This window comes from Aeromonas sp. PI_26 (assembly GCF_027854445.1).
GTDB classification, from domain to species: Bacteria; Pseudomonadota; Gammaproteobacteria; order Enterobacterales; family Aeromonadaceae; genus Aeromonas; species Aeromonas veronii.
The window spans coordinates 1-13,842 of the sequence record NZ_JAJNOE010000013.1 but is presented as its reverse complement, the minus strand read 5'-3'; the positions used below and the strand labels follow the sequence as shown (position 1 = coordinate 13,842).

At 55.9% G+C, this 13,842-nt stretch carries 12 protein-coding genes; 6 read left to right on the top strand and 6 right to left on the bottom strand.

What is annotated here, in order from left to right; translation table 11 throughout:
- Window positions 1-21: 21 nt before the first annotated feature.
- From menD to LRL22_RS14100, 6 genes are all read left to right on the top strand, one after another.
- Window positions 22-1,782 carry a 2-succinyl-5-enolpyruvyl-6-hydroxy-3-cyclohexene-1-carboxylic-acid synthase gene (menD, locus tag LRL22_RS14125; protein WP_270905639.1) on the top strand — a complete coding sequence of 587 codons (1,761 nt, stop codon included), beginning with the start codon at window positions 22-24 and terminating at the stop codon, window positions 1,780-1,782.
- Window positions 1,742-2,539, top strand: coding sequence for a 2-succinyl-6-hydroxy-2,4-cyclohexadiene-1-carboxylate synthase (menH, locus tag LRL22_RS14120; RefSeq protein ID WP_270905638.1), 798 nt, complete (start codon window positions 1,742-1,744; stop codon window positions 2,537-2,539). The genes menD and menH overlap by 41 nt, the downstream gene beginning before the upstream one ends.
- Window positions 2,532-3,392 (top strand): 1,4-dihydroxy-2-naphthoyl-CoA synthase, encoded by an 861-nt coding sequence (gene menB, locus LRL22_RS14115; protein WP_042081860.1) that lies wholly within the window; start codon window positions 2,532-2,534, stop codon window positions 3,390-3,392. Before menH ends, menB begins: the two co-directional genes overlap by 8 nt.
- Complete coding sequence (gene menC / locus LRL22_RS14110; RefSeq protein WP_005335937.1) at window positions 3,392-4,321, top strand: o-succinylbenzoate synthase; 930 nt, start codon at window positions 3,392-3,394, stop codon at window positions 4,319-4,321. Before menB ends, menC begins: the two co-directional genes overlap by 1 nt.
- Window positions 4,314-5,717 carry an o-succinylbenzoate--CoA ligase gene (gene menE / locus LRL22_RS14105; protein ID WP_270905637.1) on the top strand — a complete coding sequence of 468 codons (1,404 nt, stop codon included), beginning with the start codon at window positions 4,314-4,316 and terminating at the stop codon, window positions 5,715-5,717. The genes menC and menE overlap by 8 nt, the downstream gene beginning before the upstream one ends.
- A 301-nt stretch (window positions 5,718-6,018) precedes the next feature.
- Window positions 6,019-7,254 (top strand): winged helix-turn-helix domain-containing protein, encoded by a 1,236-nt coding sequence (locus LRL22_RS14100; RefSeq protein ID WP_270905636.1) that lies wholly within the window; start codon window positions 6,019-6,021, stop codon window positions 7,252-7,254.
- A 2-nt stretch (window positions 7,255-7,256) separates the two neighbouring features.
- Here the strand turns inward: LRL22_RS14100 and LRL22_RS14095 are convergent, their stop codons facing one another.
- The 6 genes from LRL22_RS14095 to LRL22_RS14070 form a co-directional block, all read right to left on the bottom strand.
- A complete protein-coding gene (locus LRL22_RS14095) occupies window positions 7,257-7,808 on the bottom strand; it encodes a fimbrial protein (RefSeq protein WP_270905635.1) in 552 nt (183 codons plus the stop codon).
- An 11-nt stretch (window positions 7,809-7,819) separates the two neighbouring features.
- A complete protein-coding gene (locus tag LRL22_RS14090; protein ID WP_265062038.1) occupies window positions 7,820-8,848 on the bottom strand; it encodes a fimbrial protein in 1,029 nt (342 codons plus the stop codon).
- A gap of 4 nt (window positions 8,849-8,852) precedes the next feature.
- Window positions 8,853-9,584, bottom strand: coding sequence for a fimbrial biogenesis chaperone (locus tag LRL22_RS14085; protein ID WP_270905634.1), 732 nt, complete (start codon window positions 9,582-9,584; stop codon window positions 8,853-8,855).
- A 10-nt stretch (window positions 9,585-9,594) separates the two neighbouring features.
- The gene (locus LRL22_RS14080; RefSeq protein ID WP_336296650.1) at window positions 9,595-12,129 is read right to left on the bottom strand and encodes a fimbria/pilus outer membrane usher protein; all 2,535 of its coding nucleotides are present in this window, start codon (window positions 12,127-12,129) and stop codon (window positions 9,595-9,597) included.
- 67 nt (window positions 12,130-12,196) lie between these two features.
- Window positions 12,197-12,586 carry a hypothetical protein gene (locus LRL22_RS14075; RefSeq protein WP_005354943.1) on the bottom strand — a complete coding sequence of 130 codons (390 nt, stop codon included), beginning with the start codon at window positions 12,584-12,586 and terminating at the stop codon, window positions 12,197-12,199.
- A gap of 99 nt (window positions 12,587-12,685) precedes the next feature.
- Entirely contained in the window at window positions 12,686-13,228 is a 543-nt protein-coding gene (locus tag LRL22_RS14070; protein ID WP_005354944.1) for a fimbrial protein, read from the bottom strand.
- Window positions 13,229-13,842 lie beyond the last annotated feature (614 nt).

Genomic DNA, 13,842 nt, shown 5'->3' with positions numbered 1-13,842 from the left:
TTTCACGCTACGAGAGCCCCTATGCCCACCCGTAAAGAGCCTGCCAGCGAAGAGTTTGCCTGCACACCGTTTTCGAGCCAGCACGCCACCTTCAACCACGTCTGGTCCTCCCTCTTGCTGGAGGAGCTCTTTCGCCTCGGGGTGCGCGACATCGCGCTGGCCCCCGGCTCCCGCTCCGCGCCGCTGACCATGGCCGCCGCGGCCCATCAGGGCTTTCGTCGTCACCTGCACTTTGACGAGCGCGGTCTCGGCTTTATGGCGCTGGGGCTGGCCAAGGGGAGCAACCGGCCGGTGGCGGTGATCATGACGTCGGGCACCGCGGTAGCCAACCTCTGGCCCGCCGTGGCAGAGGCCCAGCTCACCGGCGTGCCGCTGATTATTCTCTCCGCCGATCGCCCTCACGAGCTTATCGACAACGGCGCCAATCAGGCGATCGACCAGCAGGGGATCTTCGGCCGCTACCCCGTCTATCAGCAGAACCTGCCGAGCCCCACCCCGACCATTCCGGCGGCGTTTGTGCTGAGCTCGGTGGACCAAGCCTTGGCCAAACAGGCGCTCACTCCCGGAGTGGTGCACTTCAACTGCATGTACCCCGAGCCCCTCTACCCGGGCGAGCACTATCAGGATTTCTCCGACTATCTGGCCCCCCTCGGTGACTGGCTCGGCTCACACAAGCCCTGGAGCCCGTGGCAGCAAAACGAGCCGACCTGCCCACCTCAGGCGGAGTGGGAAACCTTTCGCCAACAGCGCGGCATCGTTGTAGCTGGCCGCATTACCGACCCGAAGCAGGCACAGGCCGCCGCCGCGCTGGCGGAGCAACTCGGCTGGCCGCTGCTGGCAGATCTGCAGAGCCAGATCCGCTTCGACAGCCGCAACCTCATCCACATGGATATGGCGCTCAACGACCCTGAATTCATCGCCGAGCTGGGCCGCGCCGAGGTGCTGCTGCAATTTGGTGCGCGGCTTGTCTCCAAGCGGCTTGGCCAGTTCATCAAACACCATTCATGGCAGGATTACTGGCTGGTGGATCCGCAACCGGCGCGGCTCGATCCCGACTACCGGCTGCGCAACCGGCTGCTCTGCAGTGCCAGCACCTTTGCTGCGGCCCATCCGGTCACCACAGCGCAGGCTCCCTGGCACCGGCTGGCCGAGCTGCAACACAACGCCAGCCAGCAGATCACCGCTGCCTGCGAGCACTTCTCCGAACTCGGGGTCTGCCATCGACTCAATTCCCTTATCGAAGGGCAACTGTTTGTCGGCAACAGCATGCCGGCCCGACTGATGGACATGCTAGGCGAAACGGGCAAGGGGCCGAGCCGGGTGATGACCAACCGTGGCGCCTCCGGCATCGATGGCCTGCTCGCCACCGCCTACGGGTTTGCCCAATCGATCGAGCAGGACAGTGATGAGCCCACCACCCTGCTGCTTGGGGATCTCAGCGCCCTGCACGATCTCAATAGCCTCGCCCTGCTCAGCAAGGCGAGCCGACCGCTGGTGGTGATCCTGCTCAACAACGATGGCGGCAGCATCTTCCGTATGTTGCCGGTGCCCACCGAAGGGGAGCTGCTGGAGAGCTACTACCGGCTGCCCCACGGCCTCAGTTTTGAACATGCTGCCGCCATGTTTGGCCTCGCCTATCGGGCGCCGACCACCCTGTCCGAGTTCGAGCACGATTACCGCGCCGCCCTCCAACATGGCGTTACCTTGATCGAGATCCGGGTACCGAGCGAGCAGGTGGCCGATGATCTCAAGGTGCTGGGGGCCGCCATCCGTGGCAAATAAAGATGCCAATGTGCCGCTGGTGCTGCTGCACGGCCTGCTGGGGGATGGCGGCGACTGGCAACCGGTGATCGACCGGCTGCCCGCCATCCGCTGCATCGCCCTCGATCTGCCGGGTCACGGCCAGCATAGCGCTCTCACCGTCAGCGACTTTGAGCAGAGCCACCAGTGGCTGGTCGCCGAGCTGGCAAGCCGCAACATTGAACGCTATCTGCTGGCGGGTTATTCGCTGGGGGGGCGACTGGCCCTCTATCACGCCAACCACAAGCCCGCCGGGCTGCGGGGGCTGCTGCTGGAGAACTGCAACCCGGGGTTACCGACCAGTGAGCGGGCCGCCCGCATCCAGCACGATGAACAGTGGGCGCAGCGCTTCGAGCGTGAGCCCCTGGCTGACGTGCTGGCAGATTGGTACCGGCAAGGGGTGTTTGCCGATCTCGATGATGCGGCCCGGGCCAGCCAGATCGCCCGCCGCCTTGGCAACGACGGTCAGGGCATCGCCACCATGCTACGCGCCACCTCGCTAGGCAAGCAGCCGGATCTCGCCCCCTGGCTCATGGCATGCCCGCTGCCGGTTACTTATGTGAGTGGCAAGCGGGATCACAAATTCCATCAGCTGGCTTGCCAGCTGGCGAACCAAAATCGCAGAATCAACCACTTGGTGCTGGATGGCGGCCATAATCTGCACGCCCATCAGCCTGATAACTTTGCCCGACTCCTCGCGGAGTGGGTCAACCAACAAGAAGAGACGAGTCATGATTGAAGCAATGACGGAAGCTGAACTGTATGCACCTGTTGAATGGCAGGATTGCTCCGCCGGTTACGAGGACATCCTCTATCACAAGTCCAACGATGGCATTGCCAAGATCACCATCAACCGTCCCCAGGTGCGCAACGCCTTCCGCCCCCGCACAGTCAAAGAGATGCTGCAGGCGCTGGCCGATGCCCGTTATGACGATCAGATCGGCACTATCATCCTGACCGGTTTTGGCGAGAAAGCCTTCTGCGCTGGCGGTGACCAGAAGATCCGTGGCGACTACGGTGGATACCGCGATGACGAGGGGACTCACCACCTCAACGTGCTCGACTTCCAGCGCGACATCCGCACCTGCCCGAAACCTGTGGTTGCCATGGTGGCCGGTTACGCGGTCGGTGGCGGCCACGTGCTGCACATGATGTGTGACCTGACCATCGCCGCCGACAACGCCCAGTTTGGCCAGACCGGCCCGAAAGTGGGCTCCTTCGATGGCGGTTGGGGTGCTTCCTACATGGCTCGCATTGTCGGCCAGAAGAAGGCCCGCGAAATCTGGTTCCTCTGCCGCATGTACGATGCCCAGCAAGCCCTCGACATGGGTCTGGTCAACACCGTTGTGCCGCTGGCGGATCTGGAGCGTGAAACCGTGCGCTGGTGCCGCGAAATGCTGCAAAACAGCCCGATGGCGCTGCGTTGCCTGAAAGCGGCGCTCAACGCTGACTGTGATGGTCAGGCGGGCTTGCAGGAGCTGGCGGGCAATGCCACCATGCTGTTCTACATGACCGAAGAGGGTCAGGAAGGCCGCAACGCCTTCAACGAAAAGCGTCGCCCCGACTTCTCCAAATACAAGCGGAACCCCTGATGACACTAGCCCTGTATCGCTATCAACTGCCTTTTACCCAGCCACTGACCTTTCACGGCAAGGTGGAGGTGGCGCGAGAGGGGCTGTTGGTGCGCATCAACGACGGCTGGGGGGAAATTGCCCCCCTGCCCGGCTTCTCGAAAGAGAGCCTGCAACAGGCAGAGGCAGAAGCCCTCGCCACGCTGGCAGCACTGGCCGCCGGCGACACCCCGAACCCCGTGCTGCCGTCGGTGCAATTTGGCCTCGACTGCGCGCGCCGGACATGGCCCGAGCAGCGCAACCCGCTGCCGGAGCCCTATCCCCTCATTCAAGGCTCCCCCCAGGAGCTGCTGCGCAACTGGAAAGAGTGGCTCCACCGCACGCCCGGCAAGGCCAAGCTGAAGGTGGCGCGCTACCCGATGCGTGACGAGCTGGCGCTGATCCGCCTGCTGTGCGACCGCCTTCCCTCCCTCAAGCTGGTGCTGGATGCCAACCAGGGCTGGACCCGCGAGGAGGCGTGGACCTTCTGCGGCCACCTCGACCCGAATCGCATCGAGTATCTGGAAGACCCCTGCGCCGACTTTGCCGACATCGCCTTTGTCGCCAACCGCACCGGCATGCCGGTGGCGCTGGACGAGCTGCTGGCGCAGGGCAAGCCGTGGGAGCCGATCCCGCAACTGCGCGCGCTGGTGCTCAAGCCTACCCTGCTCGGTTCACTCGCCAACTGCGAAGCGCTGATCGCCCGCGCCCGCGAACTGCGGCTCAAGGTGATCATCTCCTCCTGCTTCGAATCGGATCTGGGCCTGAACCAGCTCTTTCATCTGGCGGGCGAATGGGCTCCTGAACAGGCTCCGGGGCTGGATACCCGCCGCTGGATGGCGGGCAATCTGCTGGGGGAAGATGGCAAACCGGATCTGAGTCGACTGGAGCAACTGTATTACCGTGATTGACCCCTCCCGTTCACCCGCACAGACACCTTGCCCGGTACGCCACCGGGCAATCTCAGCCCCGAACCGCATTGCCATCCACACCGCCTCGCCTCTCAGTTACCGCCAACTCGATGCCCGCCTCAACAGCCTGTGCCAACAGCTGGAACAAGCCGGAGTGCATCGTGGCGATCATCTGACAGCGGTGGTGCGTGGTGCGCTGGAAGATGTGCTGCTGGCGTGGGCCTGCGTGCGCAGCGGCGTGGTGTTCTGCCCGCTCAATCCAGCCTTTCCTCTCGAAAAGCAGCGCGAGCTGGCGTTACAACTCGATGCCGATGCCTTCTGGTCGGCAGGGGAGATCCCGGCAGGCAACTGGCAGCCCTTGCCGATCGACTTCACGCGCGAACTGCCAGCAAGAGAGGAAGCGTGGCCGCTGGAATCGACCCAACTCAACAATATGATCCTCACCTCCGGCTCCAGCGGCACGCCGAAAGCGGTGGTGCACCGGCTCTGCAACCACCTTGCCTCGGCACGCGGCTCTGCCACCCTCATTCCCCTCGATGAGGCCTGCGGCTGGCTACTCTCCCTGCCGCTGTTCCATGTGGGCGGCTACGCCATCCTGTTTCGGGTCTTTCTGGCGGGCGCCACGTTGGTGCTGGATCAACGTGAACGCTCCCTCAAGGAGCGGCTGGAGTGCCAGCCCATCACTCACCTCTCGTTGGTGCCAACCCAGCTCTGGCGCCTGCTGGCAGAGGGTTTTGATCCCGCCCGTACCCGCCTGCGCGAGTTGCTGCTCGGCGGTGCCGCCATCCCGCAACCGCTGGTGAGCCGCCTCTGCGCCATGGGGCTCGAACCCAAGGTGAGTTATGGTCTCTCCGAGATGGGCAGTCAGGTCTGCACCGCTATACCCGGCGATACAGGCGTAGTTGGCAAACCGCTACCGGGACGGGAAGTGTGCATCAGGGAGCAGGAGATCTGCGTGCGCGGCGCCACCCTGTTTGCCGGTTACTACCGAGATGGCGAGCTGGAACTGCCGCTCGATGACGAAGGCTGGTTTCATACTCGCGACAAGGGGAGGTTCACTGCGGCAGGGGAGCTGCTGGTAGAGGGACGGCTCGATAACCTCTTCATCTCGGGTGGCGAAAACATCCAGCCCGAAACCATCGAGCAGCGACTGGTAGATCATCCCGCTGTCGCCCAGGCGCTGGTGGTGCCGGTACCGAGCGACGAGTGGGGGCAACGCCCCGCCGCCTTTATCGACTGGCACGGCGAACCGATTCCCGACTCCGAACTGGCCGCCTGGATCCGCAGCACCCTGCCCGGCTTTATGGTGCCCGACCACTGGCTCCCTTGGCCCGATCTTGGCGGCAATCTCAAACCACAGCGAAAACAATTTCAGAATATTATTAGGTCGCAATAATTATTCATGCGACAAAAACTGACACCACGGAGCCATCCAAATACACATATGGCTCAAAATAAAATGCTGGTGGTATCAAAATCCTCCTCCTCAGTCTGAATAAGTGAGAACGATTACATAAACGGCCTTTTTTTGCATATTTTTTGAACCAAATTAATTGGCTGTAGTACCATACCCTCCACCATGCATTTAGTAGGAAATGCTAACCATATGATAATAAAGGAAATTGACGATTTATCATTATTTGAACAAAGGCTGCATGGTGGTAAAATGCACTCCTTGGCAGTAAGGCGAGTCACACATGAGTAACAAAATTTATAAAATTGCAGAGGATATCTTTTTCTCCGCTGCAATATTCCGACTCTCGAAAGGGGACAAGGACATCAAGCTCAGCAACAAGGAAGCCGAGCTACTCGAAATGCTGTGTGATGAGGCAGGCACTGTCATTCCAAGAAGCAAACTGCAGGATGCCTTGTGGCCAAATCAGGACAATACCGATACCAATTTGAACCGGCAGATACTCTCGTTGAGAAGAAAACTGGAATCCTTCGGCTTAATGGATGCGATCGATACCATTCCACGGGTTGGCTATATGTTTTGTGCTCCGATTGAGCTCGCTGGGGAAAGTGAAGAGCCAGCACCAGCGGAAGAAATTCAAGCGCCGACGCCTTCCCCTGCACCTCAAGCCAGGCGGCAATATACTCGCCGCAAATATGACCGATATTTCAGCCCAAAGCGTATTTTGCTGTTTGCATTGTTGCTGGTCTCGCTGACTTCACTAGCCCTCGTCATTTATAACTATGCAACAGCAAATACACTACGCACTATCAATTTAGGTCAGATTTCTCTCTATATGACCAGCGAGACGGAAAAAGCACTGAATGTGAAAATAGATTCACTGACGCCCTTGATAAAACCTGTTTCACGTAAAGCTGATGAGCAGATTTCAATTCTGGTTGGAAAAGAAGCCATCAGCTATTTTTCCATCAACAATAGCAGCAGGAAATTATCCGAAAATATCTTCCTGTTGCGTAGCGGTCACCCGGTGGCCGAAGAAGTTCAATGCGTTATCACAACCATGAACCAGCAGGGAAATAATGTTTCCAACAACTATTACAATAATCAAGAAACCACTGTCAGATATCACAGAGATTGTCAGGCACCAGACAACTGGGTAGAAATGACCAGAAAGAGTAAATATATTGTGACCATGAACAGAGAAATTGTAGTGGCCACCGTGATAGCCACTGACAATCAGGGAAAGACGCTGTTCAATCTGGATTCTGTTGGAGATCTGGAGCGGGATAATGGCGATATTTCGGTCGAGATAAAAAATACCATTGTCAATTTCATTGACCAGCAGGCGCTGACCAATAACGCTATGGTCGCCACTCTGGTCGCGGCGCTAACTCCCCCCAAACAAAAAGCCAAGTTCATTCAATTGCCTGGAGGTATTTACCTTTCCAGTTATCTAGGTGGCGTCATCACCTGGCCCAGCCATGGCAATACAAAAGTCATCCAGCGCAATGACTTCTGAGTTTATTCATAAGCAACGATGAAATTGGCGACGGCAGAATAGTCGCCAGGCTGGATGTTTTTGGCGGTCAATGCAGCAGGATGTCCTTCAACCCTGGCAAAAAATTGAAGCTCATTATCTGCCGCACCACCTAGCAGATAGCCGCGGGAGGCACTACCCAAATTCAGAGGTGATTGAGCCACGTCATACAGGCGGATGCCTGCCCCCCTGGCAATCCCAGCCGTGAATGCCAATCCGCCGCTTAGTTCGGGATCCTGCGAGCCAGTAAAGGTCACCTTGGCCATGCGGAAAATACCCGGCTTGCAATTGGTCAGACGAATGGAGAACGGCACTAGCTCCGCAACTCCGTTGGCATAGAGTTCCTTCACATCAACTACCCCCATCGCGACCTCCTGATCAAGGGATTCAGGGGAAACCACACAGGGTTGGTCGATGATCCGGCCATGGAGATTGACTGTATTGCCCAGCAACTCCAGATCATCGCCAGCACGAGGGGCCGCCGTCACGGCCAGCACCGGGCAAAGCGCCAAACCTAACCACAATGTCCGCAACATATGACAACTCCTCACTGGAACTCGGCAACGATGGTGGCTGTCGCATAGAAATCACCCGCCGGAATATCTGCACCTGTCGGGGTTACCGGTGCAGCGATAAAGCCCCAATCACCGATATTGCCCTGCATGGAAACCGGATAGAATTTGTTTAACTGCAACGGAGAACCATCCAGTTGCTTGAATTTTATTCCCAAATCGGGAATAACCTTGTTACCCGTATAGCTGTCACTGGTTGTTCTCAAATAATCCTGGCTGAATGAGGCTGGTCGTCCTGAGATACCAAGGTTTATTTTCAATGCATCACCTTCAAACGCGCCCCCCTTGCATTGGAAGGTCAGTGGCACTGTTTTCTCAAAGTTATTACCATCAAGCCCGGAGCCAGGCATGTCACCGAATTCCACTTCTATTGTTTGCCCACCATTAATGACACATTCCTCTGGCACATATAATATTGCCGAAGTAATTGTAATACGTGACATTGGAATGTTATTGAAGTCACTAACGGTATTGCCCATTCGACCAAACATTTCCACTACTTGGCGATCAGAAATTTGAACACCATTGATAATCTGCTTTTTCACCCGAAAATAGATTCTGCCTTTACTACCACTTCTGAAATTATTCTCTTGGACCTGCTGTCCCTGCCTACAATTATTAGATGTATTGAAGTTGCTTTCATTGTTGAAAGGAGCGCGAACATACTCTCTGCGGCGGCCATCAATCCATATTTCAACTTTCATGTCGAGAAAGTCGTTCAATTTTACATAGCCATCACTTGAAGGAGTTAGGCCATTACTCATGATAGCCTTGTAGTAAAATGGGGCATTATAAATACTTTGTGATGGGCAGGTTACAGTACCGCCATAATTCTGCCCTAAATCCCAAGTGAATGCATTCGTGACAAATCCCACTTCGTTTTTGATATCTGCCTTTTTCAGATCGATATAATAGTCATGAGTTGAATATGGAACAACATAACCATTTGCCAGCGCAGCGCTGGCAAATAACATAAAACTACTACAGGTGATGATCCGCAACATAGGTTTACTTTTCCTTCACGGCTTTACAGGCATTGCCTGTGCACTGGTATTTGATATCCATATATCCGCCGTAGTCATTGACATAGCTGATCACAAATTCGTTGCCCAGGGTTTCCGGGATAGTGACCGTCAGCTCTGACTTGGGGGCAACCATAAAGGCGGAGAAACCCTTGATAGTGGTCCGCTCCTTGCCCTTCGGATGGCCGAGGCCCACGTAGGTGATGTAGTAAGGGGTCGGGTTGTTGACCTTCAGAGCTTTGCCCTGCTTGGTGATCAGCACCTGATCCTGCCAGACGGCTCCACGCTCCGGCAGAATAGCCTCGGGGCGGTAGAACAGCTTGATCTTGGACTGCACGGCAATCTGCATCACGTTGCTCTTCTCGCTCTTGGGCGGGATCTCGCGCAGGTTGAAGTAGTAGATGGACTCGCGATCCTTGGGCAAGCTATCGATGGCCGGCACACTGGCGATGCGCACGATGGACTTCTGGTTGGCATCCACCCGCTGTACCGGCGGCAGCACCACGAAGGGAGAAGAGATCTTCTGGCCTTGGGCATCTTCAATCCAGGCCTGCGCCAGGTAGGGCAGCTTCTGGTTCTCGTTCTTGATGTTGAGGCTGATGGACTTTGCGCCGCCCGGATAAACGGCACGAGTACGATCCAGCACAATGGCGGCACTGACGTTGAGTGAGGTCATGCCAAGCGCAGCCAGACAGATATAAGAGAGCAGCTTTTTCATCGGTATCCCATTACTTGCAAGTGAGAGTCTTCATCGACAGATCGGTTACTTGTTGCGGCGCCACTATCTTGCACTGGCGGGCCCCGCCCCAGGAGAGTTCAAACGCTTCATTCGGTTTCACCCCGGTCAGATAGACCAGGCCATCTTCATCCACCACCGAGAGCACACGGCCGGAATCCTTGACGACGGTGGCACCAAACGGCGGCACTGAGCCATCGGGTAATCTGACACTGGCCAGCAGCTTGAACCCTTCGGCAATTTCGAAGGCATTATACCCAATTGCGCCCTCGGTCAGGGTCCCCTGCTTGATGGCGTTCATCGCATCGATGTCGTCGCTCAGCTGATCCACATCGACCCGGGTGTCGCTCTTGCGATAGTCGGTCATGTCGCTGATCACCGCGACGCCAAAGCGGTTGGTCACGGCGCGGCCATTGTTGAAAGAGACGCCGGAGGTATTGTCGGTATCCACCATCATGCGGGTACCGCCACGACGTGTCGCCTGGTGCAGGGCTGCACCGTGCTGGGTCGCCGTCAGACCGCCGCGCAGGCTGGCACCAACCGAGGTGTATTCGCTCTGCACGCTGTAGGCATTGAGGCTGACCGCTCCGATGTCGCTGTTGTGGTTGTAGTAACCCCGCGCCACGGCGTGGCCATTGCTCTGCACGCCCGCCCCCAGCTGATAGGTATCATCCGGTCGACTGTAGTCCTGATAGGTGGCCAGGTGAGTCACCTTGCCGTTGGAGGACTGCACGCTGTATCCCGCGCTCTTTCTGTCCCCTATTGGCACGCTGAGGGTCAACATGACGCTCTTGTCATCCTCGTAGTTCTCGGTCTTGGTCTTGTAGGCCGACACATAGACGGAAACATCCTTGAAGCTGCCGATGTTCACATTCTTGTTGATAGTGAGGCCGTAGCGATCCTCTGCCTCGTGATCCCAGTAGGTTCTGTGGGTGTAGTCCAGATAAACCGTCAGCGCCTTGGCTGCATCCTCCGCCCAGAAGGTCTTGTTGGCGGTGATGGTGTAGAGCTCCTTGTCACCCCAGGTGTTGTAATCATCGCTCGAGGTCGTAGTGTTGTTCTCCAACCGATCCTTGTTATTGAGGAACTGCGACATGGTCATGAAGTCATGTTGGGAGAAGCGATAACCCGCGAAGGTGATCGAGCTGTTGTATTCATCAAACTGCTTGGCGTAGTTCACCCGTACCGACTGGCCAATCTTGGTCGACAGGCCCGGCAACTTGGCGATGGACTGGGTCAGGTCGGCAGAAACAGCACCGAAGGCATAGAGATCACGACCAATACCCAATCCCATGGAGTTGTATTCACCCGCAATCAGGCTGCCGCCGTATAGTGACCAGGAGTTCGCCACCCCCCAGGAGAAATCACCGGTCACAAAGGCAGGGCCGTGCACATCGTGCACCGAATCCGTCTGTTCGGAAGGTGCACCAACCGCCAGGTTGTATCGGACATAGCCAGGGCGAGTCAGGTAGGGAACGGTTGCCGTGTCTACCTGGAACGAATTGACACTGCCATCTTGCTCCTCTACCCGTACATCAAGGCGGCCACGCACCGAGCTGTCCAGCCCCTGGATGCGAAACGGGCCCGCCGGCACGTTGGTTTCATAGATGATCCGGCCGGCCTGGGAGATGGTGACCTTGGCGTTGGTCTTGGCAATACCGCTCACTTCCGGCGCATAACCCTGCAGACTAGGCGGCAGCATGCGCTCGTCATTGGCCAGGTTGACGCCGGTATAGCGGAAACCATCGATTAACTGGGAGTTGAGCTGCTGCTCACCCACTGTCAGCTGGGCGGCCATGTTCGGCAGCGGACGATAGGCATAGATACGGTTCAGCTCGGTCGACGTCCGCTCATTATCACCCCAGTAAGAGCTGGCCTGATAGTCACCCCGCAAACGCCAGGCGCCGTAGTTGAACCCCAGCGTACCATAGCTGCTGATGTTGTGATTGGAGTAACCATCGCCTTCGTTGACCTGGGCGTTAATGTTGTAATCCAGCATCATCCCCGGGATCCCTTCATCCCATTGCTCGGGCGGAATCCAGTTGGGATCGCTATACTTCATCCACGCCTGAGGGATGGCAATGCGCAGCAAGCCGTTACCGATATCGTTCGAGATCACTACGCCGTCCAGCGCCAACAGGTTGGCACACTGGCCATCGTGCCAGGTATCGATCTTGGCGATGGCCTCGTCGGTCAGCGCCAGCTTGGGGATCACATCTTGCGGCAGGCAGGCTACCCCACCCTTTCCCTTGCCAGTATCGCTCTCGTAGAAAGGGATTTTCTGCAGGGGCAGCTTGTTCTTGTTGACCTCGATCTCGAGGTAGTAGTCGCCGGGCAGGATGTAGCCTTCGTCGGCAAACTGGGAGAGGTCGATCTTGGTCCGCTCATCCAGATCGAGCGCATCAATATTAAACTCCGTTTCTGCCCATGCGTGATTTGCCACCGCCATCAGGCCGGGTACGCATAGCATAAAAGCCATTTTTGAATAATGTTTTTTTCTCACAGAGTCTGATGTTGAAACGCTCATATTTTCACTCTAGGAATTGCATAAAGGTCTCACGTAATGAGGTATCTACACTAAGCAATTGGTTTGCTTACATATAATTGAGTTCTAACAGCGTCGTACTGTCCGGAAAAAACAGCTGACTGCTGATGAGCCCCAAATTGAATTCCAGATCACTGTTGACGATATCCGAGACAATAAAGCGCTCACCGGATACCTTGTGATATTGACCGTTATTGAGAATGCCCAGCTCATCGCTCATGGCACCACGCACGGACATGGAAATAAAAGGCAGTGATGCCACCGTCGCTCCGTCAACCTGACAACCGCTGATTTTCAACGTGCCCGGTTGCTGAGCCTGCAGTGGAATGCTGCGCAGCACCTCCAGCGTACAGCCCGATTCGGCTAGTCCATCCGTTAGTTCGTTGGCGTGGACTGATCCCGCCATCATCACCAGCTGCAGCACCATGGCCGCCATCATTGAAGTTTTCATGATTAGGGTTCGATGTGAGGAAACAGAATGTGTGAAGTTGTGGTGGCTCGCACCACCACAACCCTTGTCACACGTTAAGGCACTCTATTACTCGTAGGAGAGAGTAAAGTTGGTCACTGCAGTGAAAGCACCGGCTTTCAGCGGGTTGGTGTCTTGGCTTGCATAGCCTTTCAGCACGGCGCTAAAGGGCAACTCGTTGTCACCGTTGACCAGGCCGAAGGCGGCAGTCGGGGTACCCAGTACGATCGGAGCACCGCCCGGAGCAGTCATCTTGATACCGGCACCCGCGGCGTCACCACCACCGATCACCAGCAGGCTGGAGTCTACCGGGTCTTTGGCACCACTGAAGGTCACCTTGACGGCATCTTCCTTGTCAGAAATTTCACAGTTCAGCAGCTTGATGCTGAACGGCTTGGAGCTGGACTCACCACCGTTGGCCAGCTCTTTGGTGCTGATCTGGCCCATTTCAACTACCTGGTCAACAGACTCAGGGGCTACAGAGCAAGGGGCGTTGATGATTTCACCGTTAAAAGTGACTTTACCGGAACCGGCACCACCAGCAGCAAAAGCGGAGCCGCACAGCAGCATGGAACCAACACCCATAGCAACCAAAATTTTATTAGCTTTCATTCGTTTATACCTACATTAACGTGTGTTGTACTGCATCACTCCAATCATGCTGGAGTCACGATATTAAGTGATGCCGCGATATACTGCACAGCAACTGTTGGCGCTCGTCTCTCATTAAGCCGATGAGAAGTCATGCCAATAATAAACTGTGCCTCTTCAGGTTTATTTAAATAAGCAAAAGCAGCACACCGCATCAGGGGTAGTTCCCGCTACACCTCAACTTCACAACTACATACATCCTTGTCGTCTGTGCAGAAAACCGCATTCCGCTTTTGCTTGACGAACAAATTAACGACTCGTTTGATGCACATCAAATACATTTTGATTTGTATAAATTTTTTTATAAACACATTAAAAACAATTACTTATGTCAACGGTGAAATATAAATCGATATCATGAAATAAATAAAGTTCATATAAAGGACATCTATTTCAATATTGTCAGACTGTGAATTCAAAGCCGTACACAAAATTTCAACAAGAACACAACAAACGTAATCTATCTATTTTTGACAATAGTTATCAACAACTTCACACCCCCCCCCTAAAGGGGTAATCAGGTAATCAGGTAATCAGGTAATCAGGTAATCAGGTAATCAGGTAATCAGGTAATC

Bases quoted from the DNA above. Each gene is read 5' to 3' on its own strand.
- LRL22_RS14075 (WP_005354943.1), bottom strand. From the start codon at position 12,586: ATGATGGCGGCCATGGTGCTGCAGCTGGTGATGATGGCGGGATCAGTC.
- LRL22_RS14095 (WP_270905635.1), bottom strand. From the start codon at position 7,808: ATGTTGCGGACATTGTGGTTAGGTTTGGCGCTTTGCCCGGTGCTGGCC.
- LRL22_RS14085 (WP_270905634.1), bottom strand. From the start codon at position 9,584: ATGAAAAAGCTGCTCTCTTATATCTGTCTGGCTGCGCTTGGCATGACC.
- LRL22_RS14080 (WP_336296650.1), bottom strand. From the start codon at position 12,129: ATGAGCGTTTCAACATCAGACTCTGTGAGAAAAAAACATTATTCAAAA.
- menC (WP_005335937.1), top strand. From the start codon at position 3,392: ATGACACTAGCCCTGTATCGCTATCAACTGCCTTTTACCCAGCCACTG.
- menD (WP_270905639.1), top strand. From the start codon at position 22: ATGCCCACCCGTAAAGAGCCTGCCAGCGAAGAGTTTGCCTGCACACCG.
- menH (WP_270905638.1), top strand. From the start codon at position 1,742: ATGATCTCAAGGTGCTGGGGGCCGCCATCCGTGGCAAATAAAGATGCC.
- LRL22_RS14070 (WP_005354944.1), bottom strand. From the start codon at position 13,228: ATGAAAGCTAATAAAATTTTGGTTGCTATGGGTGTTGGTTCCATGCTG.
- LRL22_RS14090 (WP_265062038.1), bottom strand. From the start codon at position 8,848: ATGTTGCGGATCATCACCTGTAGTAGTTTTATGTTATTTGCCAGCGCT.
- menB (WP_042081860.1), top strand. From the start codon at position 2,532: ATGATTGAAGCAATGACGGAAGCTGAACTGTATGCACCTGTTGAATGG.
- LRL22_RS14100 (WP_270905636.1), top strand. From the start codon at position 6,019: ATGAGTAACAAAATTTATAAAATTGCAGAGGATATCTTTTTCTCCGCT.